Genomic DNA, 20437 nt, shown 5'->3' with positions numbered 1-20437 from the left:
AGATCGATGGAGGATGGTCAGGTGCGCAGCTTGCAGGCGGGCAGCCCCAGGCCTTTTCGCAGCGAGAGCCAGGGTTCTTCCGAGGAGACGTCGCAAGGGTCGGGCGCGGTGTTCAGCTCGTCGGGCAGGTGCGCGGGTGACAGGATCGCGAGAAAAACGAGCGGTTCGGCGTGGGGATTGTAGGTCGCATGCACCGTGCCCGGGGGAATGTGCGCGATTTCACCCGGACCGAGGATGCGGTGCTCCCGTCCAACCCACTGCTCGGCCCTTCCGCTGACGACATAGATGATCTCCTCGCGGTGGGGATGGACGTGGAACGGGTGGCAGTACATTCCCTCCATGTTGGCGCGCACCAGGAGCAGCTTTTCGGCGGCGACCAGATCCGGGCGGCACAGCCATTCGTTCACCGTCCAGGCGTTTGGTTCACGGGGTGTATCCAGTTTCTGGATAAAATGGCGATCAGCGGGGGACATTTGACGGAGCGGGTGGTTCAGCGCCGCCCGACCGCCGGGGCGGGGATGGCCTTGAAGGTGCGCGTCAGCTCGGTGAGCGAGGCCTCGACGCCCATGCGTTCGAGACTGCTGGCGCCCACGAAACCCACGCAGTCGGTTCCCGCCAGCACGCGGGTGGCGTCAGCCGGGGTGTTGATGGGGCCGCCGTGGCAGAGGAAATAGATGTCGTTTCGCACCTGGCGCGCGGCCCGGATGATGTCCCGCGTGATGGAGATCGTGTGCTCCCAGCTCGCAACCGCGTTTGTGACCCCGATGCTGCCGCCGACGGTCGTGCCGACGTGCGCGATGATGGCGTCCGCACCTGCGCGCGCCATTTCAACGGCCTCCTCCGGGGTGGCGACATAGACGATGGAAAAGAGGTCCATGCGGCGCGCGAGGGAGACCATTTCGTATTCCTTGCGCACGCTCATGCCGGTTTCCTCGAGCACCTGGCGGAAGTGTCCATCGACGATCGTGTGCGTCGGAAAATTGTTCACGCCGGAGAACCCCATTTCCTTGATCCGCCCCAGCCAGTGCCACATGCGCCGCCGCGGGTCCGATGCGTGCACGCCGCAGATGACCGGGACTTCCTCGACCACGGGAAGGACCTCGTGTTCGCCGATTTCCATGGCGATGGCATTGGCGTCGCCGTAGGCCATCAGGCCGCAGGTGGAGCCGTGCCCCATCATGCGGAAGCGCCCGCTGTTGTAGATGATGATCAGGTCGGCGCCGCCCTTTTCGATGAACTTGGCGCTGATGCCGGTTCCAGCGCCGGCGGCGATGATCGCCTCCTTGCGCGCGAGCACGGCGTCGAGACGGGCGCGAACCTCTTCGCGCGTGTAGGGATTGCCTTTGCCGGTCCAGGGATTGGGCATGTGTGGGAGGAGTGGAGGGATGGGACGATGGAAATTGCCGCCGTGTCGCGAGTCGACTTGACGCGCCGGGGCAGCGATGAGCACCTGAGGGTGCGCCGCCTTGAGAGAAAGGAAAAGACCGGGCGTCACACATTCAACCGACGATTTTGCACCTGACCTTGAAAAATGACCGCTGACTGGAAGGAAACGACCGTGGACGGCCCGCGAACCCGCCGCTGGAGCCTGGATCGCCGGCAGTGTGGGGAGCTCGCGACGCATCGCATCGAATGGCTTGGGCTCGACACCGTTGCCGCTCCGTACAGCCGCGTGCGGTTGTCACCGTCCGGCAGTTTCCTGCTGGCCTGCCTAGTGGGGGAAGGGCGGATCCATCTTGAGGGACGGTGGCAGGTGGTGGGGCCGGGACAGCTCTGTCTGGCGCCGCCGCGCGTGCTCAATGCGTTTCATGCGGTGACGCGGCATCGATGGACATTTGCATGGGTGCGGTATGAGGAGCCCGTTTCCGTCCAGCCGCTCGTGAATGCGAGGTCGCCGCTCCGGCTGGAGCAGGGGGCATGGGAAATCGGAAGGGCGGTCGAGGGGTTGAAAGCGGAGTGGGAGGGCCAGCGGGATCCCGCGATGATCCATCACTGGATCGGCCTGATTCACGGATTGAACCGCCGTGTGGCGCGGCCTGCGCGGGCGGAGTCACGCACCTCGGCGCTCTGGGAGAAAGTGTCCGCCAGAATCGCGGAGGATTGGAAACTAACGTCGCTGGCGGGAGAGGCCGGCATGAGCGGGGAGCATCTCCGCCGCATCTGCCGACGCGAGCTGGGTCGGACGCCGATGGAGCACGTGACGTACATGCGAATCCAGCGTGCCCAGTCCCTGCTTCATGAAACGGACGACAAGCTGGACGCGATTGCACCGCAGGTCGGCTACCATACGGCGGACGTGTTCATCCGGGCATTCATCCGCTGCGTGGGCATGAGCCCGGCGCAGTATCGGGAAAGAGGCAGGGCGTCGGCATCCGCAGGGCCGCGAATGCGGTTTAGGAAAGGCCCTTACGTTTCGCCTTGCGGGCAAATTTCTTCAGATCCGCCTCCTCAAGTCGGGCATTGAAAACCCTGGCCATGCATTACGCTGCTGGCGGATCAAGCAATCATTGATGAAACACGACATGCAGGGTTCCCTGCGCGTGAGCTCACGACCGGTTTTTGGTCTTTGCAAAGGCCAAGTGTGCGGTCACCCATGATCCCGAGGGAGTCGCGGCAAAGCCTGGATCGTGGATTCCGCTGATGACAATCCAAGCCCATCGCACTTCAACGGGACTCAAGATCCTGGTGAGCGAGCTGACGGCATGAAAGGCGCCAATCTCAAAGAATTCCCGCTGGCCCTTGACTATGGCCTAGTTTGATTCAATATAAAGCATACTTTAATCCGATGACTGCCAGGACTCTTCTCCCCGAAAACATCCATCCCCTCACTGACTTCCTTCGCAACCACAAGCGGCACATTCAACGCCTGAAGCGAAACCGCCATCCCGCTGTTTTCACCTTGAACGGCAAGGCTGAGGTCGTGGTCCAGGACGCCGCCTCATACCAGGCCCTGCTCGAGGAATTCGATGCCATGGAAGCCCGCATCGGAACCGCCGAAGGCATCGCCTCCATGCACCGGGGCGAAGGCCAGCCCGCCGAGAAGGTGCTTTCACATCTCCGCCAAAAGCACGCCCTCAAGACCAAATGACCTACCGCGTCGTCATCGAGACGCGCGCCATTCGAGACATCGACGAAGCGACCGGGTGGATCGCCTCGCACTCACACGAGGGGGGCTGAGAACTGGTTCGATCAAATCGAGTCAGCGATCTTATCCTTGGCCCACTTTCCCAGTCGCTGCCCTCCTGCGCGTGAAAATGGCCGTTTCCGCCACGAGCTATACCAACTGGTCTACGGCAAGCGTCGGGGGCGTTACCGGATCATCTTCACTATTCAGCGCGACATCGTCCACGTCCTGCATGTCCGTCATGGAGCCTTGCCGTCCATGACTCGCGCCGAACTCGACGAACTGCTGCCACCACACTCCTAGTGCAGGCGGACCTTTCGCGTTGAGAGTCTGGAGGCGCGGGACGGAATCGAACCGTCGCATAGAGCTTTTGCAGAGCTCGGCCTTACCACTTGGCTACCGCGCCTATTGACTGACTCGCGTCAGTTGCAGCCCTCATTCAGTGTGAGATAAATGTCCGTTGGCAACTCGCGATTGCAAAAACAGGCGAATCCATCGGGGGCTGGCTTCATGCAAGAACAGAACTTTCAAGGAAATGGAACTGGACTAAGGGTGCTTACCTACGTGGCTCCCGGCATTGGCGTCAATCGAAAGTTGGAATCGACGCCCGCACTGAAAACGAGATTGATTCGTTCCAGCAAATGTTCCCGCGCGAATGGCTTGCGCAGGAAGAGGGTCGTCTCGTTCAGGCAATCGTCCAGGCTGGATTCGCGGTCGGAATAGCCGCTCATCAGAATGACGCGGATGTCCGCCCTCAACCGGCGAATCTGTCGCAGGGCGCCGACACCATCGAGACCAGGCATTGTGAGATCAAGAATGACAATGTCGAATGCGTCCGGGTTGCGGTGAAACACCTCGACGGCCTCGATGCCATCGGAGGCTGTTTGAACGGTGAATCCGTCGAGTTCGAGAACCTGACTTGTGACGGAGCGCACGTCGGGTTCGTCGTCGACGAGCAGGATCCGCAGTGATTGCCGGCGCGGGGCGGACAGGCTTGGCGCGGCGACGGCGTTGGTGAAGTCCGGCCCTTGGGTCGATGCCTTCAGGGGCAGACACATCCGGAACGTGGATCCCTCGTTCAACACGCTTTCCACAAAGAAGCATCCACCGTGAGAGCGAACGATTCCAAGGACGGCTGCGAGTCCAAGTCCCCGGCCTGTGAATTTCGTCGTGAAGAAGGGATCGAAAATCTTTGCGAGCGTCTCCTCGCTCATGCCGCAGCCGGTGTCAGAGACTTCAAGAAAGGCGAACTGACCGGCGGGCAGGTTCTGACCGATGCATGCGCGGGAAAGCATGTCGGTGGTCAGCCATGTGCAGCCGGTTCTGACGCGTATGATGCCACCGTGGGCCGGCAGGGACTCCGACGCGTTGATCACGAGATTCATCATGATCTGGCTCAACTGCGTGTGATCCACCTCGACGATGGAAGGATGCGGAGAGAGGTCCAATTCAAGCTGCGCGAGTTTGCCGATCGAGAGTTCGAGCAGCTGAGTGGTTTCCTGGACCAGCCTTCCCAGATCGCTCTGCTGTCGGGTGACGGGGCTTCGCCCGGCGTATGCCAGCAGTTGGTGACAGAGGTCGGACGCGCGAAATGATGCTTTTTCGATCGCCGCCAGATGCTTGTCCATTTCGGAGCCCTCGCTCGTCATGTGCCGGCACAACTGGGCGTTTGCAAGTATCGCGGTCAGGATGTTGTTGAAGTCATGGGCGACACCGCCGGCCAGCACACCGAGGCTTTCGAGTTTCTGCGTCTCCAGCAGCTTGCCTTGAAACTCGGACTGAGACTGTTCCTCCTCCTTGCGCGCGGTGATGTCCTGAAATGAACCGTAAACGCGGATGATCCTTCCACTGGCATCCGGTTCGGTTCGGCCGATCGACCTCACCCAGCGGGTGCGTCCCCTTGCCGTCTGCAGCTGGAGTTCGAGGTCAAATGACGAACCGGATTCAATCGCGCGTGCCATCGCGGTGCGAAGCGCAGACTGACTCTTGGTGGTGAAGAAGCCCAGGGCCTCCTCGACCGTCGGATACGGTCCGGTTGGATCAAGGTCATGGATGCGGAAGGCTTCATGCGTCCAGAACAGCGTCTGGTGGATGACATCGAGCTCCCACCCGCCGACTCCGGACACTTCCTGGCTTTGCCGAAAGAGCGTCTGGCTCCGCTTCAGGTCGCTTTCCGTCCGCTTTCTCTCGGTGATGTCGCTTCCGGTTCCCACGATGCGCAGCGCGAACCCCTGACTGTCGCGGCTGACGATCTTTGCGCGGTCCAACATCCAGCGCCACATGCCCAGCTTGTCGCGCAAGCGGTATTCAAATTTCCAATACATGGTGCACCCCGGCTGGCGCATCGCATCGAAGCGCTCCCTGATCCGGACAAGATCGTCCGGGTGCACGAGGGCGAGAAACGCGTCCTCGGTGGTGATGTTGTCCGCTTCGGAGTAGCCGAGCATCTCGTGCCATCGCTCGCTGCGCTCCATGCGGCCCGTGGCGATCGTGTAGTCCCAGAATCCGTCCTGGCTTGCCTCGAGCACGAGTGTCATGTCCTGCCGGCTTTCGAACAGTTCGCTGGATTTCTGACGCAGGCGCGCGACCATCCGGCGCTCCCAGATCCAGGCGGCGATCGCGGCCAGCAGGGCGATCCAAAGCGGGAGGGAATGCAGGTCGAAATGGAACAGGAAGAAAGCCGGGCCGGCCGGCGGCATCGGTTCAATCCGTTCGCCGGAAGCCTCGCTTGCACACAGCGGAACCATTGCCGTTTGCCAGATGATCAGAAGGGTCGATCCTTGGTACACGCTGCGCGCACATAAATCGCGTGTGTCGAAAGGAAGTCCCCATAGCTGCGCCATGCAGAGGGTGAAATCGTCACCCGAGCCCGGGGCTGAAAGAAAACGTCTCGCAGGTGAGTATGCCTGAAAACACCAGGGATTTTTCCCGCAATGATTGAGGTCGGTTTCTCCCTTGGAAGCAGCTACTTAACAGTCAAACGCCATTGAACGGACTCTCGGGCGCCGGAAGCGATTACGCGGTAGTCACCGACAGGAATTGAGCCGGCAGGAGCCGTGAGACGGAGCGCGAGATTTCGCGAACGCGAACGGAGGTCGCCGGCAAACGTTTCGAAATCGGTCAGAATGCAGAGGTCGTTGCCCTTGAGATAGAGGTAGGATGAGGCGAGTCCGAGGTTCAGGTCGGAAAGGCTGCACTCCAGTTCCATGACATAGGGCAGGAGAGTGCTCGCTGATGCCGCGGCCTTGGCGGAGAGGATTGCATCGGGAAGATTGGGCACGTCCACGAGTGCATCCTTCAGCACTGTGGGAATTCCCGCTGGAGCGGGCATTGGGCTGGCCTGGGCTGCAGGGGATGCCAGCGGGGCATCGGCCGGCCGGTCGGCGGAGAGAGGAATACGATTGAAGCCGGCTGCCAGCAGTCGATGAACGTTGGCACGCTGCTTCAGGTCGTTGTAGGGTTCGAACGGCTTTGCCTGCTTTCGATAGTGGAGGGAGATCCAAGTGTAGGGAACGAGCGTCAGCAGGATCGCGAGGACGATCCAGCGCATTGGCCAGGGCTTGGGGGCTGGACGGGCGGACATGGGCGAGGATCCACGCAGTTGCGACGGCATGCCGCAATCCTCTTTGCGCGGGCGGGGTCGGGCAAAGGGGCGCCACTTAACATTTGCTCCCGGAAGGGGCAGCCGTTTCGTTGCTTCGTTTCATGACATTCTGGTCCCGCTTTTTCATTCCCACGCTCAAGGAAAGCCCCGCCGACGCGGAAATCGCGTCGCACAAGCTGCTGGTTCGCGCCGGTTTGGTGCGCAAGCTGAGTGGAGGGCTTTACACCTTCATGCCCCTGGGTCTCCGCGTCATGCAGAAGCTGACGCAGATCTGTCGCGAGGAGATGAACGCGGCGTCGGCGATTGAGCTGTGGATGCCTCACGTGCATCCCGTGGAGAACTGGCAGGAGGGGCCGCGCTGGGCGGCGGCGCGGGAAATCATGTTCCGGGTGGACAGCGCGGGCGACGGGAAGCGCGGCCCGCGCGAGCCGGAGTTTGTCCTTGGTCCCACGCATGAGGAGGTGATCACTCCGCTGGTGAAGGCCGAGATCACGAGTTATCGGGACCTGCCGAAGAATTTTTATCAGATTGCGACGAAGTTCCGAAACGAGATCCGTCCGCGCTATGGATTGATGCGCGCGCGTGAGTTTGTGATGATGGACGCGTACTCCTTCGACGTGAATGACGATGCGGCCGTGAAGAGCTATTTCGGAATGAAGGCGGCCTATGAGGCGTACTTCCGGCGTCTGGGCATCCTCGCCATTGCGGTCGAAGCCGACACCGGCGTGATGGGCGGAAGTTTCTCCCATGAGTTCATGGTTCCCGCGGAGGTGGGCGACGACGACATCATCTATTGCGAGGAAAGCGGCTATGCGGCGAACCGGGAGAAGGCGACAAGCGCGTTGATTCCCGCCGACTTTGCGGATGCACCGCCGGCCGGCGGAATCGAGCCGTTCGACACCCCCGGGGTCGTGACAATCGCGGCTCTTGCCGAAGCACCGTATTCAGTTTCCGCCGACCGGCAGTTCAAGACGCTTGTCTACATTGGAGACGGGAAGCCGTTTGTCGTGATCCTGCGCGGCAACGATGAACTGGAGGAAGCCAAGCTCGGACAGCTTGGCTTTGGATTGTTCCGCCCCGCAACGCCCGACGAAATCCTGCCTGTGATGGGAGCCAGTCCGGGAAGCCTCGGCGCGGTGCGCGGCACGATTGCCAATCCCGACGCTCTCGCAGGCGTCTTTGCGGACCACGCGGTCAGGCTGATTGGCAATGGAGTGACCGGAGCCAACAGGGACGGCGTGCATCTTCGCAATGTGAACGTGAAGCGCGATCTTGCGATCGGACGCTTTGGGGATTTCCGAAAGGTTAGCGCCGGCGAGCCCTGTCCAAAGTCCGGACTGCCGCTGAAGAGCCGCCGCGGAATCGAGGTGGGGCACATCTTCAAGCTGGGCACGAAGTATTCGGAGAAATACGGAGCGACCTACATGGATGACCAGAAGCAGACTCACCCCATGGTGATGGGCTGCTATGGGATCGGCATCAGCCGCACGCTTCAGGCGGTCATCGAGCAGAGCCACGACGCCGACGGCATAGTCTGGCCCTGGCAGGTGGCGCCGTTCCACGTGCTTGTGTGCGTGCTGGATCCACAGGTGACCGAGGCGATGGACCTCGCCCGCACGCTTGCCGGGGAGGCGGAGCGCCATGGCGCGGAGGTGTTGATCGACGATCGCAATGAACGGCCGGGAGTGAAGTTCAAGGACGCGGATCTGATTGGAATTCCGCTTCGCGTGACTATCGGCGGGAAGGGACTCAAGGAAGGGGTTGTTGAAATGAAGCCGCGATCGTCCAAGGAATCGCTCAAGGTTCCCCTGGCGGAGGCCCCCGAACGGCTTGCCGCGATGATTCGAGAGCTTTCCGCCGGGTCACGCGGATGATTCTCATGCCGTGATCCGCCGTTGTATCGCATGAGGCCTGTCTTCAAGACCCGCACGCTGACCGAGTCCCGCCCGCAGGTGGAAACCGAGCTGGAGGGACGCTGGAATGTGGTTGTGCTGAATGATCCCGTAAACCTCATGTCGTACGTGGTGCTCGTGTTCAAGAAGGTGTTTGGTTTCGACGAGACGACTGCGCGCAAACACATGATGGAGGTTCACGAGAAGGGGCGGTCGGTCGTGTGGAGCGGCGAACGCGAACGCGCCGAGCATTACGCGTTCATCTTGCACGGGTGGCATCTTACGGCTGTTCTGGAATCGGATGAAACGCATTGAGGTCAGGCTGAGCCTTGAGGTTGTGGCACCCCTGCTGGATGTGATCAAGGCGGCGAGCGTCTCGCTCGTTGACCATCTTGCCGCGCCCAACATCTTTTCGGACATCGAGCCGGACTTCAGGGCGGAGTGGAGGAGGGATCTGCTGGCGGCGCAGAATGCCGAGGTGGAGCGGCTGCTCGCCCTTTTTGACAGCGAGTTCTTTTCGAGCGGGGTGATCGCCTTCGATCGCGAGAATGCGGAGCCGATCGGCCGGGCCTGTGCCGCGGTGCGCCTGTGGCTTCGCACGCGTCACCTGACCGGACTCGAGGAGGATCTGCTGGAGAGCGGCGATGTGGAGGTGGAGGCGCTGCTTGAGCCCTCGCGCAAGGCATTCATGTGCTACCTCTTTCTGGCGACCATCCAGGAGCTCATCATTCAGCACCTCGATTCCTCCATACTGGAAAGTTGAGCGGTGAATGTAGCGCGAAACATTCCTTTGGCACGCCTTCGCATTTGACGAGCGCGAATTCGGCTGCAGCATGAAGGACGACACCCTGCTGTGTTCGAGGTGCTTTCAATACACGCTCTTTGCCTTTGAATCATATCGGGAGCCACCAAAACGCCGGTGGCTGCTAGGCCGTAAACCGGACAGCAATAAACCGGCGTGAGGCGCCCACCTTAGCTTAAAAAGGTCCTGAGCCTTTGGGCATACGGCACAAGCGGGGTGTCTCTTTCTTTTCCATGAATCCAAACGAATCCATCGCGCTCCATATCATCCACGTGCTCAGCGCGATCATCCTGATCGCCTTCACGTTTCTTGCGTTCGCGGCCCCCGACTCCTCGCGGAAAAAGGTGATGATCTGGACCGGCATTGCCAACCTGCTGATTCTGGCCACGGGAGTTCGCATGTGGCAGGGAATGTATGGGTTTTCGGGTGGATGGGTGATCGTCAAGCTCGTCGCCTGGCTCGGATTGGCGGCGATCGCAGGCATCGCCTTTCGCAAGCGGGAAAAGTGCGGTGGGCTGATGTGGGCGGCACTTGCGCTTGCGACCATTGCCATCGTCATGGTCTACGCGAAGCCGTTCTGATCCGCGTTCCCCCCTCATCGTGGGGGAGAGGGGGATTTCAAAGGGCGCCATGTGATGAGGATGGGGTGCAAGGCGTTGCGGATGTCCGCAGCGATTGCGTCGAGCCGGCGTCGCGGCAGTGTGTGAACCATGGATACGCTGTGTGGTCTCTGGGTCGCGGACGACGGCGCCGTGCATCTTTCGCTGGCGACGGACGTCGGAGGCCGTGTCGAACGCGTGGAGCGGGTCCGGCCATTTGCCTGGGCAAGCGGACTGGTGACAGGGGATCTTCCGTCAGGGGTCGCGCAAACGCGATTGGGCGGTGACGCCGCCTTTCCTGTTCTCGTGCAGGCGGAGACGACCGGGGCGTACGAGGAATGGATGATGCGCGCGAATGCGTCGAATCTCGTGGTCGACGCGATCCGGCCGATGGAGTCGCAATACCTGCTGCAGACGCAGCAACGCCTGTTTGCGGAGATGCCGTTTTCGCGTCTGCGACGGTGTCAGCTCGACATTGAGACCGGTTCCGTGGATGGCTCCTTCAGCAACGCGTCGCGGGCCGGGGATCGCGTGCTTGCGATCGGCCTGAAGTTCGGTTCGGTTGACCGCACCCTCGTGCTCGCCGAGATGAGCAACGCCGCCGAGAAGGAGCTTCTTGAGCAGTTCAACCGAGTCCTGGCGGAGGAGGATCCCGACACCATCGAGGGACACAATATTTTCAGATTCGACCTCGATTATCTGCGGGTTCGATGTCGGAAACTGAAGGTGCCCTGCGACTGGGGACGCTTTGGACAAAAGGCCGGCTGGCGCGGCGGTCGCTTGAAAGTGGCTGAACGCTGGATTGATTTTCCGCGCTGCGACATTCCCGGTCGGACCGTGGTGGATTCCTACCTGCTGGTTCAGCTTTTTGACATTGGCGCGCGTGAGCTGACGTCCTTTGGACTCAAGGACGTGGCCGTGGCGTTCGGCATAACGCCTGCGGACGCAGAGGCGACGGGGAAGCGGACCTATCTCGATGCTGGTGCAATTCAAGGTGCCTACCTTAACGACCGTGAGCGTTTCCTGGCCTACCTGGCGGATGATCTGCGGGAGACGCGCGGAATTGTCGATCGACTGCTGCCGACCTATTTCGAGCAGGCAAGGACGTTTCCAATTTTGTTTCAGGAAACGATGCTGCGGGGAACGACGACAAAGATCGACCTGCTGTTTCTCGAAGAATATCTCAAGGCGCGCGAATCCTGTCCTGCGCCTCCCGAAATAAAGCCGTTTGAAGGCGGATTCACCCGGAGTTTCCAGGAGGGAGTGTTTCACCATGTGCTTCATTTCGATGTCGCCTCCCTTTATCCGAGCCTGCTTCTGAGCATCGGTCGAAACCCGAAATCCGACACGCTTGGCGTGTTCATTCCGCTGCTCACAAGCCTCCGGGCCTATCGGCTGCGCTACAAGCAACTGGCCAGGAGCGCACCGACGTCGGAGGAACGGGCGGAGGCGCACGCCAGGCAGGCGAACTTCAAGGTGCTGATCAATTCGTTCTATGGGTATCTCGGATTTTCAGGCGCGCGTTTTGGCGACGGGGAGCTCGCGGCCGAGGTGACGAGGCGCGGACGCGAACTGCTTCAACAATTGATCGAAGAGTTTCGAAAGCACGATTGCGTCATACTCGAGGCGGATACCGACGGAATTTATCTTTCCTCGAAGCGTTTCCATGATGCGCCCGAGAATCTGCTCGCAGCTGTGGCCAGGATCCTGCCGGACGGCATCGAACTGGAGTTTGACGGGCGTTATGACGCGATGTTCTGCTACAAGGCAAAGAACTACGCCTTGCGCGATGGCGGCGATGTCACGTTCCGCGGCAGCGCCTTGCGGTCGCGTGGCATCGAGCCCTACCTGAGGTCCCTCACCGAACAGATGATTCAAAACGTGCTTGGACTGGATGTTCCGACTCCCGCGGAAACCATCGGGCGGCTGCGGCTGCAGATTGCGAATCGAAGCCTGCGGGTCGAGCAGCTTGCGAGGACGGAAAACCTCGGCATGGGCGTCGATGCGTATGAAAAATTCGTTGCGGGAGGTGGCAAGCCAAGGAGGGCGAGCGCCGAGGCTGCGCTTCTCCTGCCGTCCCGCCCGAAGCTCGGCGACCGCGTCACGTACTACATCACGATGAAGCGAAAAGGCATCAGCAGCGACTGGCAGCGTGCGCGTCCGGTGTCATTGTACGATGCGAATGAACACCCCTACGACCCCGACTACTATCTGGAGAAGTTGGACGATTGGATCGATCGGTACGGACGGTTTCTGGGAATGCGGAGAATCACGGACCAGACGGAGTTTGCGCTCGAGTAACGCGGGAGCGGCTCCGAAAGGGCGCGAGAAAGGCCGCTTGGCTTTTCAGCTCCAACTGAGATCGGTTTTGGAGAATGGCAGCGTGCGAATCCGTTTGCCCGTCGCGGCAAAGATGGCGTTCGCAACCGCCGGTGCGAGGGGAGGAAGCGCTGGTTCTCCGAGGCCCGTGGGGGAATTGTCAGTCAGATTGAAATGGACTTCGACGTGCGGGGCATCGGCAATGCGCAGCAGGTGGTAGTCATTGAAGTTTCCGTTCACGACCCGACCCTGGGCGATGTTGATTTCCTGGAGTGCGGCCGCGCTCAGGCCGTCGACAATTGCCCCCGCGACCTGATTCTCGGCACCGCTGGGATTGACAATCTGTGATCCGACATCGCCGGCCACGACAACACGCTCGACCTTGAGGACGCCGTCCCGGGACACGTTCACCTCGGCAACGTTGGCGAAGTAGCCGCGGTGGCTGAAATGGAAAGCGATGCCCTGTCCCTGGCCACGAGGCAGCTTTCGGCCCCAGCCGGCCTTTTCCGCCGCCAGTTTCACGACGCCTTGCATGCGGGCGGCGTCGAATCCGTTGGGGCGCTCTCCGGGCGTGGTGACCATGCCGCGGTCCTTCAACAAGGAGAGACGAACCTCCAAGGGGTCGCGTCCGGCGGCTGCGGCGAGTTCATCGATGAAGCTTTGGATGACCCAAGAAAACACGCAGCTTCCCGGTGCGCGCCAGGGGCCCATCGGGATGTGGGTCACGATCATGGACTGCTCGGTCCTGTAGTTCGGGAGAAAACGGGCGGGAAATTCATCGGGAGACAGGCTGCCGCCTGCACCCGGATTTCCGCCCTTCCTGTTGCCGAAGGTGATAAAGTGATCCTGCCATGCGATGATGTTGCCTGCGGCATCCACGCCGCCCTTGAGGTAGTGCATGCCGCCCGGCCGGAAATGGTCATGGTGAATGTCGTCCTCACGCGACCACGTGAGCTTGACCGGCGCATCGACACGCTGGGCGATGGCAGCCGCCTCGACCATGAAGTCGCTGCTCAGGCGGCGACCGAATCCGCCGCCAATGCGGGTGATGTTCACCTTGATGCGGTCCTTGGGGATATTGAGAACCGAGCTGATCAAGTCCTGCCCTCCGGCCGGGCGCTGTGTCGGTGCCCAGAGTTCCATCACGCCGTCCTTGAAGTGAGCGGTGCAATTCTGCGGTTCGAAGTTGGCGTGGTAGACAAAGGGATAGACATACCGGGCTTCGACAGTCCGCGTGGATTTCCGTAGGGCGGCGGAAACGTCCCCGTCGTCACGAAGCAGGTTTTCACCCTTCTTTGCCGCGAGTCCCTCCGCAGTCGCAAGGTACGAATCCCAACTGTCGTTGGCATGCGGGCCCTCGTTCCATTTCACTCGGAGGTGGCGCCGTGCGCTCATGGCCGCCCAAGTCGAGTTGGCGAGGATTGCCACTCCCGGGAGAAGTCCATTCAGGTTCTGGGTGCCCTCGATGACAAAGGCATCCTTGACGCCCGGCAACGCCTTGATTTCGGCAAGGTTGGCGTCGATGACTTTTCCGCCAAACACCGGACATTTTTCGTAAGTGGCGAACAGCATTCCCGGCAGCACCTGATCGATGCCGAAAAGAGGTTTGCCGGTAACGATGGCGGGATTGTCGACGCCACTGATTCTCTGGCCGATGATCTTGAAATCCTTCGGGTCCTTCAGGCGGATGGACTTTGCGTCCGGCACAGCCAGCCGGGATGCGGCATCCGCGAGTTCGCCGTAGCCCAGGGACCTGCCGGTGGAGGCATGGTGAACACGCGCTGAAGAGGCGTGACACTCACTGGCTGGCACGGACCAGCGGTTGGCCGCTGCCTGGATCAGCATGATCCGTGCGGACGCGCCGACCTGCCGGAGCGGCGTGTAGTTGCGTGGAGTCACCATGCTTCCTCCCGCAACCTGTGTGCCGTAGATGGGATCCAGGGGAACAAGCTCGACCGTGATGTTCTTCCAATCGGCCTCCAGTTCCTCGGCCACGAGCATGGGAAGGGAGGTGCGCACGCCCTGACCGCCCTCCGGTGAATGCGCGGCGATGAAGATCGAGCCGTCGGTTGCGATGCGCACGAAGGCGTTGAGGGCCGCGCCGTCTCCGGATGAACCTTTCACGACTGCAGCGCTGGGGTCGCCGGCTGCCTCGTCTGTGAACTGCAGATACGTGCCGAGCAAGAGACCGCCTCCGGTCAGGCTCGAAATCTTGAGGAACTCACGTCGATTGAGGGGAGAGGCGAGCGTAGTCATGGTGATTTTCCGATTCTCGATTTCGTTGACGGGCTGGCAGGTCGGTGCCGGGGAATGCAGGGCTCGGACGCGGATAGCAGGCAGGTTGTTCATTTTCACAGGGCCGTCAATCCAAGGAGCGCGACACAGGCAGGACTCACGCGATCGGGCAACTTGCCAACGGGCAGTAAATACTATCGATTTTGGGCTCATCGCGGGTTTATCGGTCCGCCGAAAGAACGCCCGCGCAATCATCCTGAATTCCTCATGTCCAAGAAAATCAACATTGCCATTGTCGGCCTCGGGTTTGGAGCCGAGTTCATACCCATTTATCAGGCGCATCCCCATGCAAACCTCGTTGCGGTGTGCCAGCGCGACCCGAACAAGCTCGGCTCGATTCAAGCCGCCTTCGGCATCGGCAAGGGGTACTCGGACTACGACGAGATGCTGAAGGATCCGGAGATTGAGGCCGTGCACATCAACACCCCGATCCCTGACCATGCGGCGCAGACCCTGAAGGCGCTGAAGGCGGGCAAACACGTGGCCTGCACGGTGCCCATGGCGACCTCCATCGCCGACTGCCGGAAGATCGTGGATCTTTGCCGGAAGACCGGACTGCGCTACATGATGATGGAGACGGTGGTGTACGCCCGGGAATTTCTGTTCATCAAGGAAAAGTATGAGCGCGGGGACCTGGGCAGGATCCAGTTCCTGCAGGCGAGTCACCAGCAGGACATGGACGGGTGGCCCAACTACTGGCCTGGGCTGCCGCCGATGTGGTATGCGACGCACTGCGTCGGACCGATGCTGGCGCTTACGGATGCGCAGGCGGAGTATGTGTCGTGTTTTGGTTCTGGCACGATACGCCCGGAATTGATCAAGCACTACAACTCCCCGTTCGCTGTCGAGACGGCTCACGTGAAATTCAAGGATTCCGATCTCACCGCCCGGATCATCCGTTCGCTTTTCGACACAGCCCGCCAGTATCGTGAGAGCATCGATGTCTACGGTTCAAAGCAGTCCTTCGAATGGACGCTGATTGAGCACGAGCCGCATGTCCTGCACACGGCAAAGCGGCCGGAACACAAGATACCGAAGAAGATCAAGGTTCCGGACTATGCGAAGCGTCTGCCTGCAGGCATCCGGAAATTCACGACGAAGGGAGTCTATGATCTCGGAAAGAAAACCCATCTGAGCTTTACGCAGGGAGCCGGACACGGCGGTTCGCATCCGCACCTGGCACACGAATTCCTGACGGCTCTTGTCGAAGGCCGGGATCCGTATCCCAACGCCGTCAAGTCCGCAAACTGGACCTGTGTGGGACTCTGCGCCCACGAGTCGGCCCTTGCAGGGGGAAAGATCGTGAAACTGCCAGCCTTCACGCTGTCCTGAGCGCGAACGCAGAGATTGGGGCCAACCGCCAATGCGCGTATTCGGATTTTTCGCCATTGGGCTCGTCGCTGGCCTGGCCTGTGTGACCGCGCCAACTCTGGAGGCTGCGGAACCCCCGAAGCATGTCTTGTTCATCGCAGGCGCGAAGAGTCATGCGCCCGGGGCGCACGAGTTTCCCGCAGGCTCCCGGCTGCTCGCCGATGCGCTGAACGCGAGCGGCCTTCCTGTGTCTGCTGCGGTTTCACTGGGCTGGCCCGCTGACCAGGCCGCGCTCGAGCAGGCGGATCTGATCGTCCTCTATTCGGACGGACTGGAGAAGCACGTGGCGAGCGGCCACGGCGCATGGCTTCGCACACGGATGGAGCAGGGCAGGGCGCTCGCCGTGCTTCATTTTGCGCTGGAGCCTTCGGAGGATGATCCGGATTTGCGCGCGTTGCTACTCGATGCCATCGGGGCTCGCTTCGATGTCGGCTGGTCGGTGAATCCTATCTGGACCCTGCACGAGTCTCCGGATGCAACGCATCCTGCCGCGCGGGGCGTGGGAAAATTGAATGTCGAGGACGAATGGTATTTCCATCTCCGTCTGGGAGAGGGGGCCACTCGGCCGCGGGCGCTCCTGAGTGCTGTGCCGCCGATGGACTCGCTTGGGCAGGATGGTCCGCGTTCGGGAAACGCAGCCGTGAGGCTGGACTTGGAACGGCAAGTACCGCAACTGCTGGCGTGGACTTTTCTGTCCGGGCAGGGCACCCGGGGCTTCGGTTTCACAGGCGGGCATTTTCATGCAAACTGGTACAAGGATGATTTCAGACGCCTCGTGCTGAACGGGCTCGTCTGGTGCTGCGGCATTGAGGTGCCCGGCGGAGGAGTCGCTTCACCAGCACCCCGTGAGCCGATTTTTTCAACGATCGACGAGGCCATCGCCCATGGCGATGTTGACGACGTCAGGCGTCACATTGCAGCGGACCCCAAACGCGCATTGGGGGCGGCGGGAGCGCGCTTGAATCCGATTCATCAGGCGATCCTTCGCCGGAAGCCGGATGTGGCTGCCATTCTGCTGGCGGCCGGCGCCGATCCGCGTAAGCCGGACTCGTCGGGACGTTCCCCGCTGCATCTGGCGGTTGAGCGCGGCGATGCCGGAATAGTCTCTCTGCTCTTGAAGGCGGGAGCGGATCCAACGGTGCGCGACCGGCGCGGATGGACGCCCTTGCATCATGCGGCGGCAAAGAACCAGATCGAGATAGCTCGCCTGCTTCTGGATGCACCAACGGATCCCAACATCCTCAGTGAGCTCGGCGGAACTCCGCTGCATGAAGCGGCTGCGAGCGGGAGTGTCGCTCTCGTGAAGCTGCTCCTTGAGCACGGGACGAATCCATCAATCCGCTCGAAGCCAGGCGTGACGGCGCTGGACATTGCGCGCGAGTACAAGAACACCGAGGTTGCTGAATACCTCGAAAAGATTTCCCACTGAGGCGCGATCTATTCCTGAAGGTCCAGCTGGCGCCATCGGTCCAGTTCGAGCTCAATGGCGCGAAGCATTCCGCGCAGCGCGACGCTGGGCGGGTTCGGGATCAGGTGCAGGGAATAGGCGAGAGCCGCTGCAGCCTCGCATGCATGGTGCGGTTCACCCGGATGTGTCCATTCACGAGAGAGGTAGGCTCTGCACCAGTGGCGCGATGCCAGGATCGCCAGGGTGTCCCGCCACTTGAGGGTGAGAAGAAAGGTGTTTCGCTCATCCATGAGTTTGCGTCCCGGAGAGCTGCTTATGTGATGCCTGACGATGCTCCGGAGCGCGACCGCGTTGATTCTGCCGGCCGAACCTGCGCGCAGGCAGAGGTCGACATCCTCGCATCCGTTGACGAAGCGCGTGTCGAATCCCCCCAGTTCATCCCAGAGTTCCCGTGACAACAGGAAGCATGCGCCGGTGAGGGCATGCACGGGCTGAAATCCGCGCAGCCGGGAAAGCAAGGCAACATCGGCCCGATCCCGAATGTGCTCGGGCTTTCCCTTGTGGTTGAATCGAATGCCGAGGTGATCCAGCGAGCCATCCCTGGCGGCAGTCTGGCAGTTGCCGATCACGCCAGCACGGTGCCCCAGCCGGCTGTGCACGGCGAGCATCGGCTCGAGCCAATGGCCGGTCAGAACGAGATCATTGTTCAGGATGACGACGATCGCTCCTCTAGCGATGGCGACCCCGTTGTTTACTGCACTGGCGAAACCCTGGTTGCAGCTCTTTCGAAGAGCTCGGATATTCGTATCGGGCAGCGACTCGAGCCAGCGAGGCGTGCCATCGCTGCTGTTGTCATCGACGAAGATGAGCTCCCATGCCAGTCCGAGAGGCATCGTGGCGCGCAGGCTGGCAAGCATCGCCTGTGTCAACGCCAGGCAGTTGTACAGCGGGACGACGAACGAAACCTGCGGGGTCGCCGACTGCGATGGAATCGCGGGCATCGGCTGTGGCGCCATGCCGTCAGGCCAGCAGGCGGCGGAGGTACTCGCCGTAACTGGATTTTCCCAGGCGCTTGATCTGCGCCTCGAAGGCCGTGCGGTCCAGCCACCCCTGACGCCAGCCGATCTCCTCCAGACAGGCAATCTTCAGCCCCTGGCGATTCTCGATGACGTGCACAAACTGTGCGGCGTCGAGAAGGGAGTCATGCGTGCCCGTGTCGAGCCAGGCGGTGCCCCGCCCGATGATTTCGACCTTGAGGCGGCTTTGTTCGAGGTAGCGGCGGTTGAGGTCGGTGATCTCCAGTTCACCGCGTGCGGAGGGCTTCAGCGAGCGTGCGAGTCCGACCACCGAGCGATCGTAGAAATACAGACCCGGAACCGCAAAATTGGATTTCGGGTGAGCCGGCTTCTCCTCGAGCGAAAGGACGCGGCCGTCCGGAGCGAATTCAACGACGCCGTAAGCCGTCGGATTGGAGACATGGTAACCGAAGACGGTGGCTCCATCCTCCCGCGCGGTTGCCGCCTGCACCGATCGCTGAAAATCGTGTCCGTAGAAAAGATTGTCACCAAGCACCAGAGCCGAGGGCGATTTCTCGTCGAGAAAGCCTGCGTCCGCCGCGATGATGAAGGCCTGGGCCAGGCCGTCGGGACTCGGCTGCTCGGCGTAGCTGAGCGAGATGCCGAACTGGGATCCGTCCCCGAGAAGGCGCTTGAACAAGGGAAGATCCTGCGGGGTTGAGATGATCAGGATCTCCCGAATGCCGGCGAGCATCAGGACGGAGATCGGATAGTAGACCATCGGCTTGTCGTACACCGGCATCAACTGCTTGGATACAGCGATGGTCAGCGGAAAAAGCCGCGTGCCGGAGCCGCCGGCGAGAACGATGCCGCGCCGCCGGGTGGAGGGGGAGGGGGAAAAGGTGCTCACGGGAAAATTTCAGGAAGCGACGCCGAGACGCTGGCGCTGGTAGCTTCGGCGTGTGATGTCCGCGGCCCATTCGCGATGCGCGAGGTACCAATCGACGGTTTTTTCGATGCCAGTGTCGAAATTCTCCGCGGGCTTCCAGCCCAGTTCGGTGCGGATTTTCGTGCTGTCGATGGCGTAGCGCCTGTCGTGGCCCGGTCGGTCGGCAACGAAGGCGATCTGCGCGGCATATGACCTGCCATCCGGAAGCGGACTCCGCTTGTCGAGCAGTGCGCAGATGCGTTTCACGATCTCCAGGTTGGGTCGCTCGTTGAGTCCGCCGACATTGTAGGTTTCTCCGACACGTCCCTTGTTGAGAACAAGCCAGATTGCGGAGGCGTGGTCCCCAACATACAGCCAGTCGCGGATCTGCTGTCCGTCGCCGTACACGGGGAGCTGCTTGCCCTCGAGTGCGTTGAGAATCATGAGGGGGATAAGCTTTTCGGGAAAATGATAGGGGCCGTAATTGTTCGAGCAGTTTGTCGTGAGCGTGGGCAGTTGGTAAGTGTGCTGAAAGGACCTCACCAGGTGGTCGCTGGCCGCCTTGGATGCCGCGTACGGTGAGTTGGGTTCGTAGGGACATTGCTCATTCCACGGAGCATCTCCGGCCTTGAGCGTGCCGTAGACTTCGTCGGTGGATACATGGAGAAAACGAAACGCCTGCTTCTTTGCAGCGGGCAGTGCGCTCCAGTACCGGCGCGTCGCGTTCAACAGGCGAAGCGTTCCGAGCACGTTCGTCTGGATGAACGGTTCCGGTGAGTCGATCGATCGGTCGACATGGCTTTCGGCCGCGAAGTTCAGCACCGCGTCAATGGCATGCTCCTTGAGAAGCCTGGCGGTCAGGGCTTCGTCCCCGATGTCACCCTTGACAAAGACGTAGCGCGGATCGCCGGCGAGGTCGGCGAGGTTGGCGGGATTTCCGGCATAGGTCAGTGCGTCGAGATTAACCAGACGCGCGAGGCCTGCGTCCTTCTCGATCAGTCGCTGGCGGATGAAATTGCTGCCGATGAATCCGCAGCCTCCGGTGACAAGGATGTTCATGAGATGAAGGAAGTCGATGG

General features: G+C 61.2%; 18 protein-coding genes, 1 tRNA gene and 1 other RNA gene. 11 read left to right on the top strand and 9 right to left on the bottom strand.

Annotation, left to right across the window (positions count from 1 at the left end; genetic code table 11):
• Window positions 1-17 precede the first annotated feature (17 nt).
• Both HS122_00600 and HS122_00595 read right to left on the bottom strand, forming a co-directional pair.
• Complete coding sequence (locus HS122_00600) at window positions 18-473, bottom strand: cupin domain-containing protein (protein ID MBE7536894.1); 456 nt, start codon at window positions 471-473, stop codon at window positions 18-20.
• A gap of 17 nt (window positions 474-490) precedes the next feature.
• A complete protein-coding gene (locus tag HS122_00595; GenBank protein ID MBE7536893.1) occupies window positions 491-1366 on the bottom strand; it encodes a phosphoenolpyruvate hydrolase family protein in 876 nt (291 codons plus the stop codon).
• Window positions 1367-1531: 165 nt separating this feature from the next.
• Here HS122_00595 and HS122_00590 point away from each other — a divergent pair, with 165 nt between their 5' ends.
• The 3 genes from HS122_00590 to HS122_00580 all read left to right on the top strand — a co-directional run bounded on the left by HS122_00590 (window position 1532) and on the right by HS122_00580 (window position 3427).
• A complete protein-coding gene (locus HS122_00590) occupies window positions 1532-2464 on the top strand; it encodes an AraC family transcriptional regulator (GenBank protein ID MBE7536892.1) in 933 nt (310 codons plus the stop codon).
• Window positions 2465-2785: 321 nt separating this feature from the next.
• A complete protein-coding gene (locus HS122_00585) occupies window positions 2786-3088 on the top strand; it encodes a prevent-host-death protein (GenBank protein ID MBE7536891.1) in 303 nt (100 codons plus the stop codon).
• A gap of 105 nt (window positions 3089-3193) precedes the next feature.
• Window positions 3194-3427: a type II toxin-antitoxin system RelE/ParE family toxin gene (locus tag HS122_00580; protein ID MBE7536890.1), complete on the top strand. Its 234-nt coding sequence runs from the start codon at window positions 3194-3196 to the stop codon at window positions 3425-3427.
• A 28-nt stretch (window positions 3428-3455) separates the two neighbouring features.
• Here the strand turns inward: HS122_00580 and HS122_00575 are convergent.
• The 3 genes from HS122_00575 to HS122_00565 form a co-directional block, all read right to left on the bottom strand.
• Window positions 3456-3530, bottom strand: a tRNA-Cys gene (locus HS122_00575).
• A gap of 154 nt (window positions 3531-3684) precedes the next feature.
• Window positions 3685-5823, bottom strand: a complete 2139-nt coding sequence (locus HS122_00570; GenBank protein ID MBE7536889.1) for a PAS domain-containing protein — start codon at window positions 5821-5823, stop codon at window positions 3685-3687.
• 266 nt (window positions 5824-6089) lie between these two features.
• Window positions 6090-6707: a hypothetical protein gene (locus tag HS122_00565; GenBank protein ID MBE7536888.1), complete on the bottom strand. Its 618-nt coding sequence runs from the start codon at window positions 6705-6707 to the stop codon at window positions 6090-6092.
• A gap of 122 nt (window positions 6708-6829) precedes the next feature.
• Here HS122_00565 and HS122_00560 point away from each other — a divergent pair, with 122 nt between their 5' ends.
• The 6 genes from HS122_00560 to HS122_00535 all read left to right on the top strand — a co-directional run bounded on the left by HS122_00560 (window position 6830) and on the right by HS122_00535 (window position 12322).
• Window positions 6830-8602, top strand: a complete 1773-nt coding sequence (locus tag HS122_00560) for a proline--tRNA ligase (GenBank protein MBE7536887.1) — start codon at window positions 6830-6832, stop codon at window positions 8600-8602.
• Between the two features lie 30 nt (window positions 8603-8632).
• Window positions 8633-8935, top strand: coding sequence for an ATP-dependent Clp protease adaptor ClpS (locus HS122_00555; GenBank protein MBE7536886.1), 303 nt, complete (start codon window positions 8633-8635; stop codon window positions 8933-8935).
• Entirely contained in the window at window positions 8922-9383 is a 462-nt protein-coding gene (locus tag HS122_00550; GenBank protein MBE7536885.1) for a hypothetical protein, read from the top strand. Before HS122_00555 ends, HS122_00550 begins: the two co-directional genes overlap by 14 nt.
• A gap of 79 nt (window positions 9384-9462) precedes the next feature.
• Window positions 9463-9644: non-coding RNA, 6S RNA (gene ssrS, locus HS122_00545), on the top strand.
• 11 nt (window positions 9645-9655) lie between these two features.
• Window positions 9656-10003, top strand: coding sequence for a hypothetical protein (locus HS122_00540; GenBank protein ID MBE7536884.1), 348 nt, complete (start codon window positions 9656-9658; stop codon window positions 10001-10003).
• 129 nt (window positions 10004-10132) lie between these two features.
• Entirely contained in the window at window positions 10133-12322 is a 2190-nt protein-coding gene (locus HS122_00535) for a DNA polymerase (protein MBE7536883.1), read from the top strand.
• Window positions 12323-12367: 45 nt separating this feature from the next.
• Here HS122_00535 and HS122_00530 read toward each other — a convergent pair whose 3' ends face one another.
• The gene (locus HS122_00530; GenBank protein ID MBE7536882.1) at window positions 12368-14596 is read right to left on the bottom strand and encodes a xanthine dehydrogenase family protein molybdopterin-binding subunit; all 2229 of its coding nucleotides are present in this window, start codon (window positions 14594-14596) and stop codon (window positions 12368-12370) included.
• Between the two features lie 246 nt (window positions 14597-14842).
• Between HS122_00530 and HS122_00525 the strand changes: the two genes are divergently transcribed.
• Both HS122_00525 and HS122_00520 read left to right on the top strand, forming a co-directional pair.
• Entirely contained in the window at window positions 14843-15967 is a 1125-nt protein-coding gene (locus tag HS122_00525; GenBank protein MBE7536881.1) for a Gfo/Idh/MocA family oxidoreductase, read from the top strand.
• Between the two features lie 31 nt (window positions 15968-15998).
• A complete protein-coding gene (locus HS122_00520; protein MBE7536880.1) occupies window positions 15999-17435 on the top strand; it encodes an ankyrin repeat domain-containing protein in 1437 nt (478 codons plus the stop codon).
• Between the two features lie 8 nt (window positions 17436-17443).
• Here HS122_00520 and HS122_00515 read toward each other — a convergent pair whose 3' ends face one another.
• The 3 genes from HS122_00515 to rfbB are packed head-to-tail and all read right to left on the bottom strand — an operon-like array spanning window position 17444 to window position 20417.
• Entirely contained in the window at window positions 17444-18415 is a 972-nt protein-coding gene (locus tag HS122_00515) for a glycosyltransferase (protein MBE7536879.1), read from the bottom strand.
• Between the two features lie 19 nt (window positions 18416-18434).
• The gene (gene rfbA / locus HS122_00510) at window positions 18435-19340 is read right to left on the bottom strand and encodes a glucose-1-phosphate thymidylyltransferase RfbA (protein ID MBE7536878.1); all 906 of its coding nucleotides are present in this window, start codon (window positions 19338-19340) and stop codon (window positions 18435-18437) included.
• A gap of 9 nt (window positions 19341-19349) precedes the next feature.
• The gene (gene rfbB / locus HS122_00505) at window positions 19350-20417 is read right to left on the bottom strand and encodes a dTDP-glucose 4,6-dehydratase (protein ID MBE7536877.1); all 1068 of its coding nucleotides are present in this window, start codon (window positions 20415-20417) and stop codon (window positions 19350-19352) included.
• Window positions 20418-20437 lie beyond the last annotated feature (20 nt).

The sequence above is a fragment of the Opitutaceae bacterium genome, assembly GCA_015075305.1.
Lineage (GTDB): Bacteria > Verrucomicrobiota > Verrucomicrobiia > Opitutales > Opitutaceae > UBA6669.
Note: the sequence above shows the minus strand (reverse complement) of the source record. Positions and strands in the feature narration are given on the sequence as shown.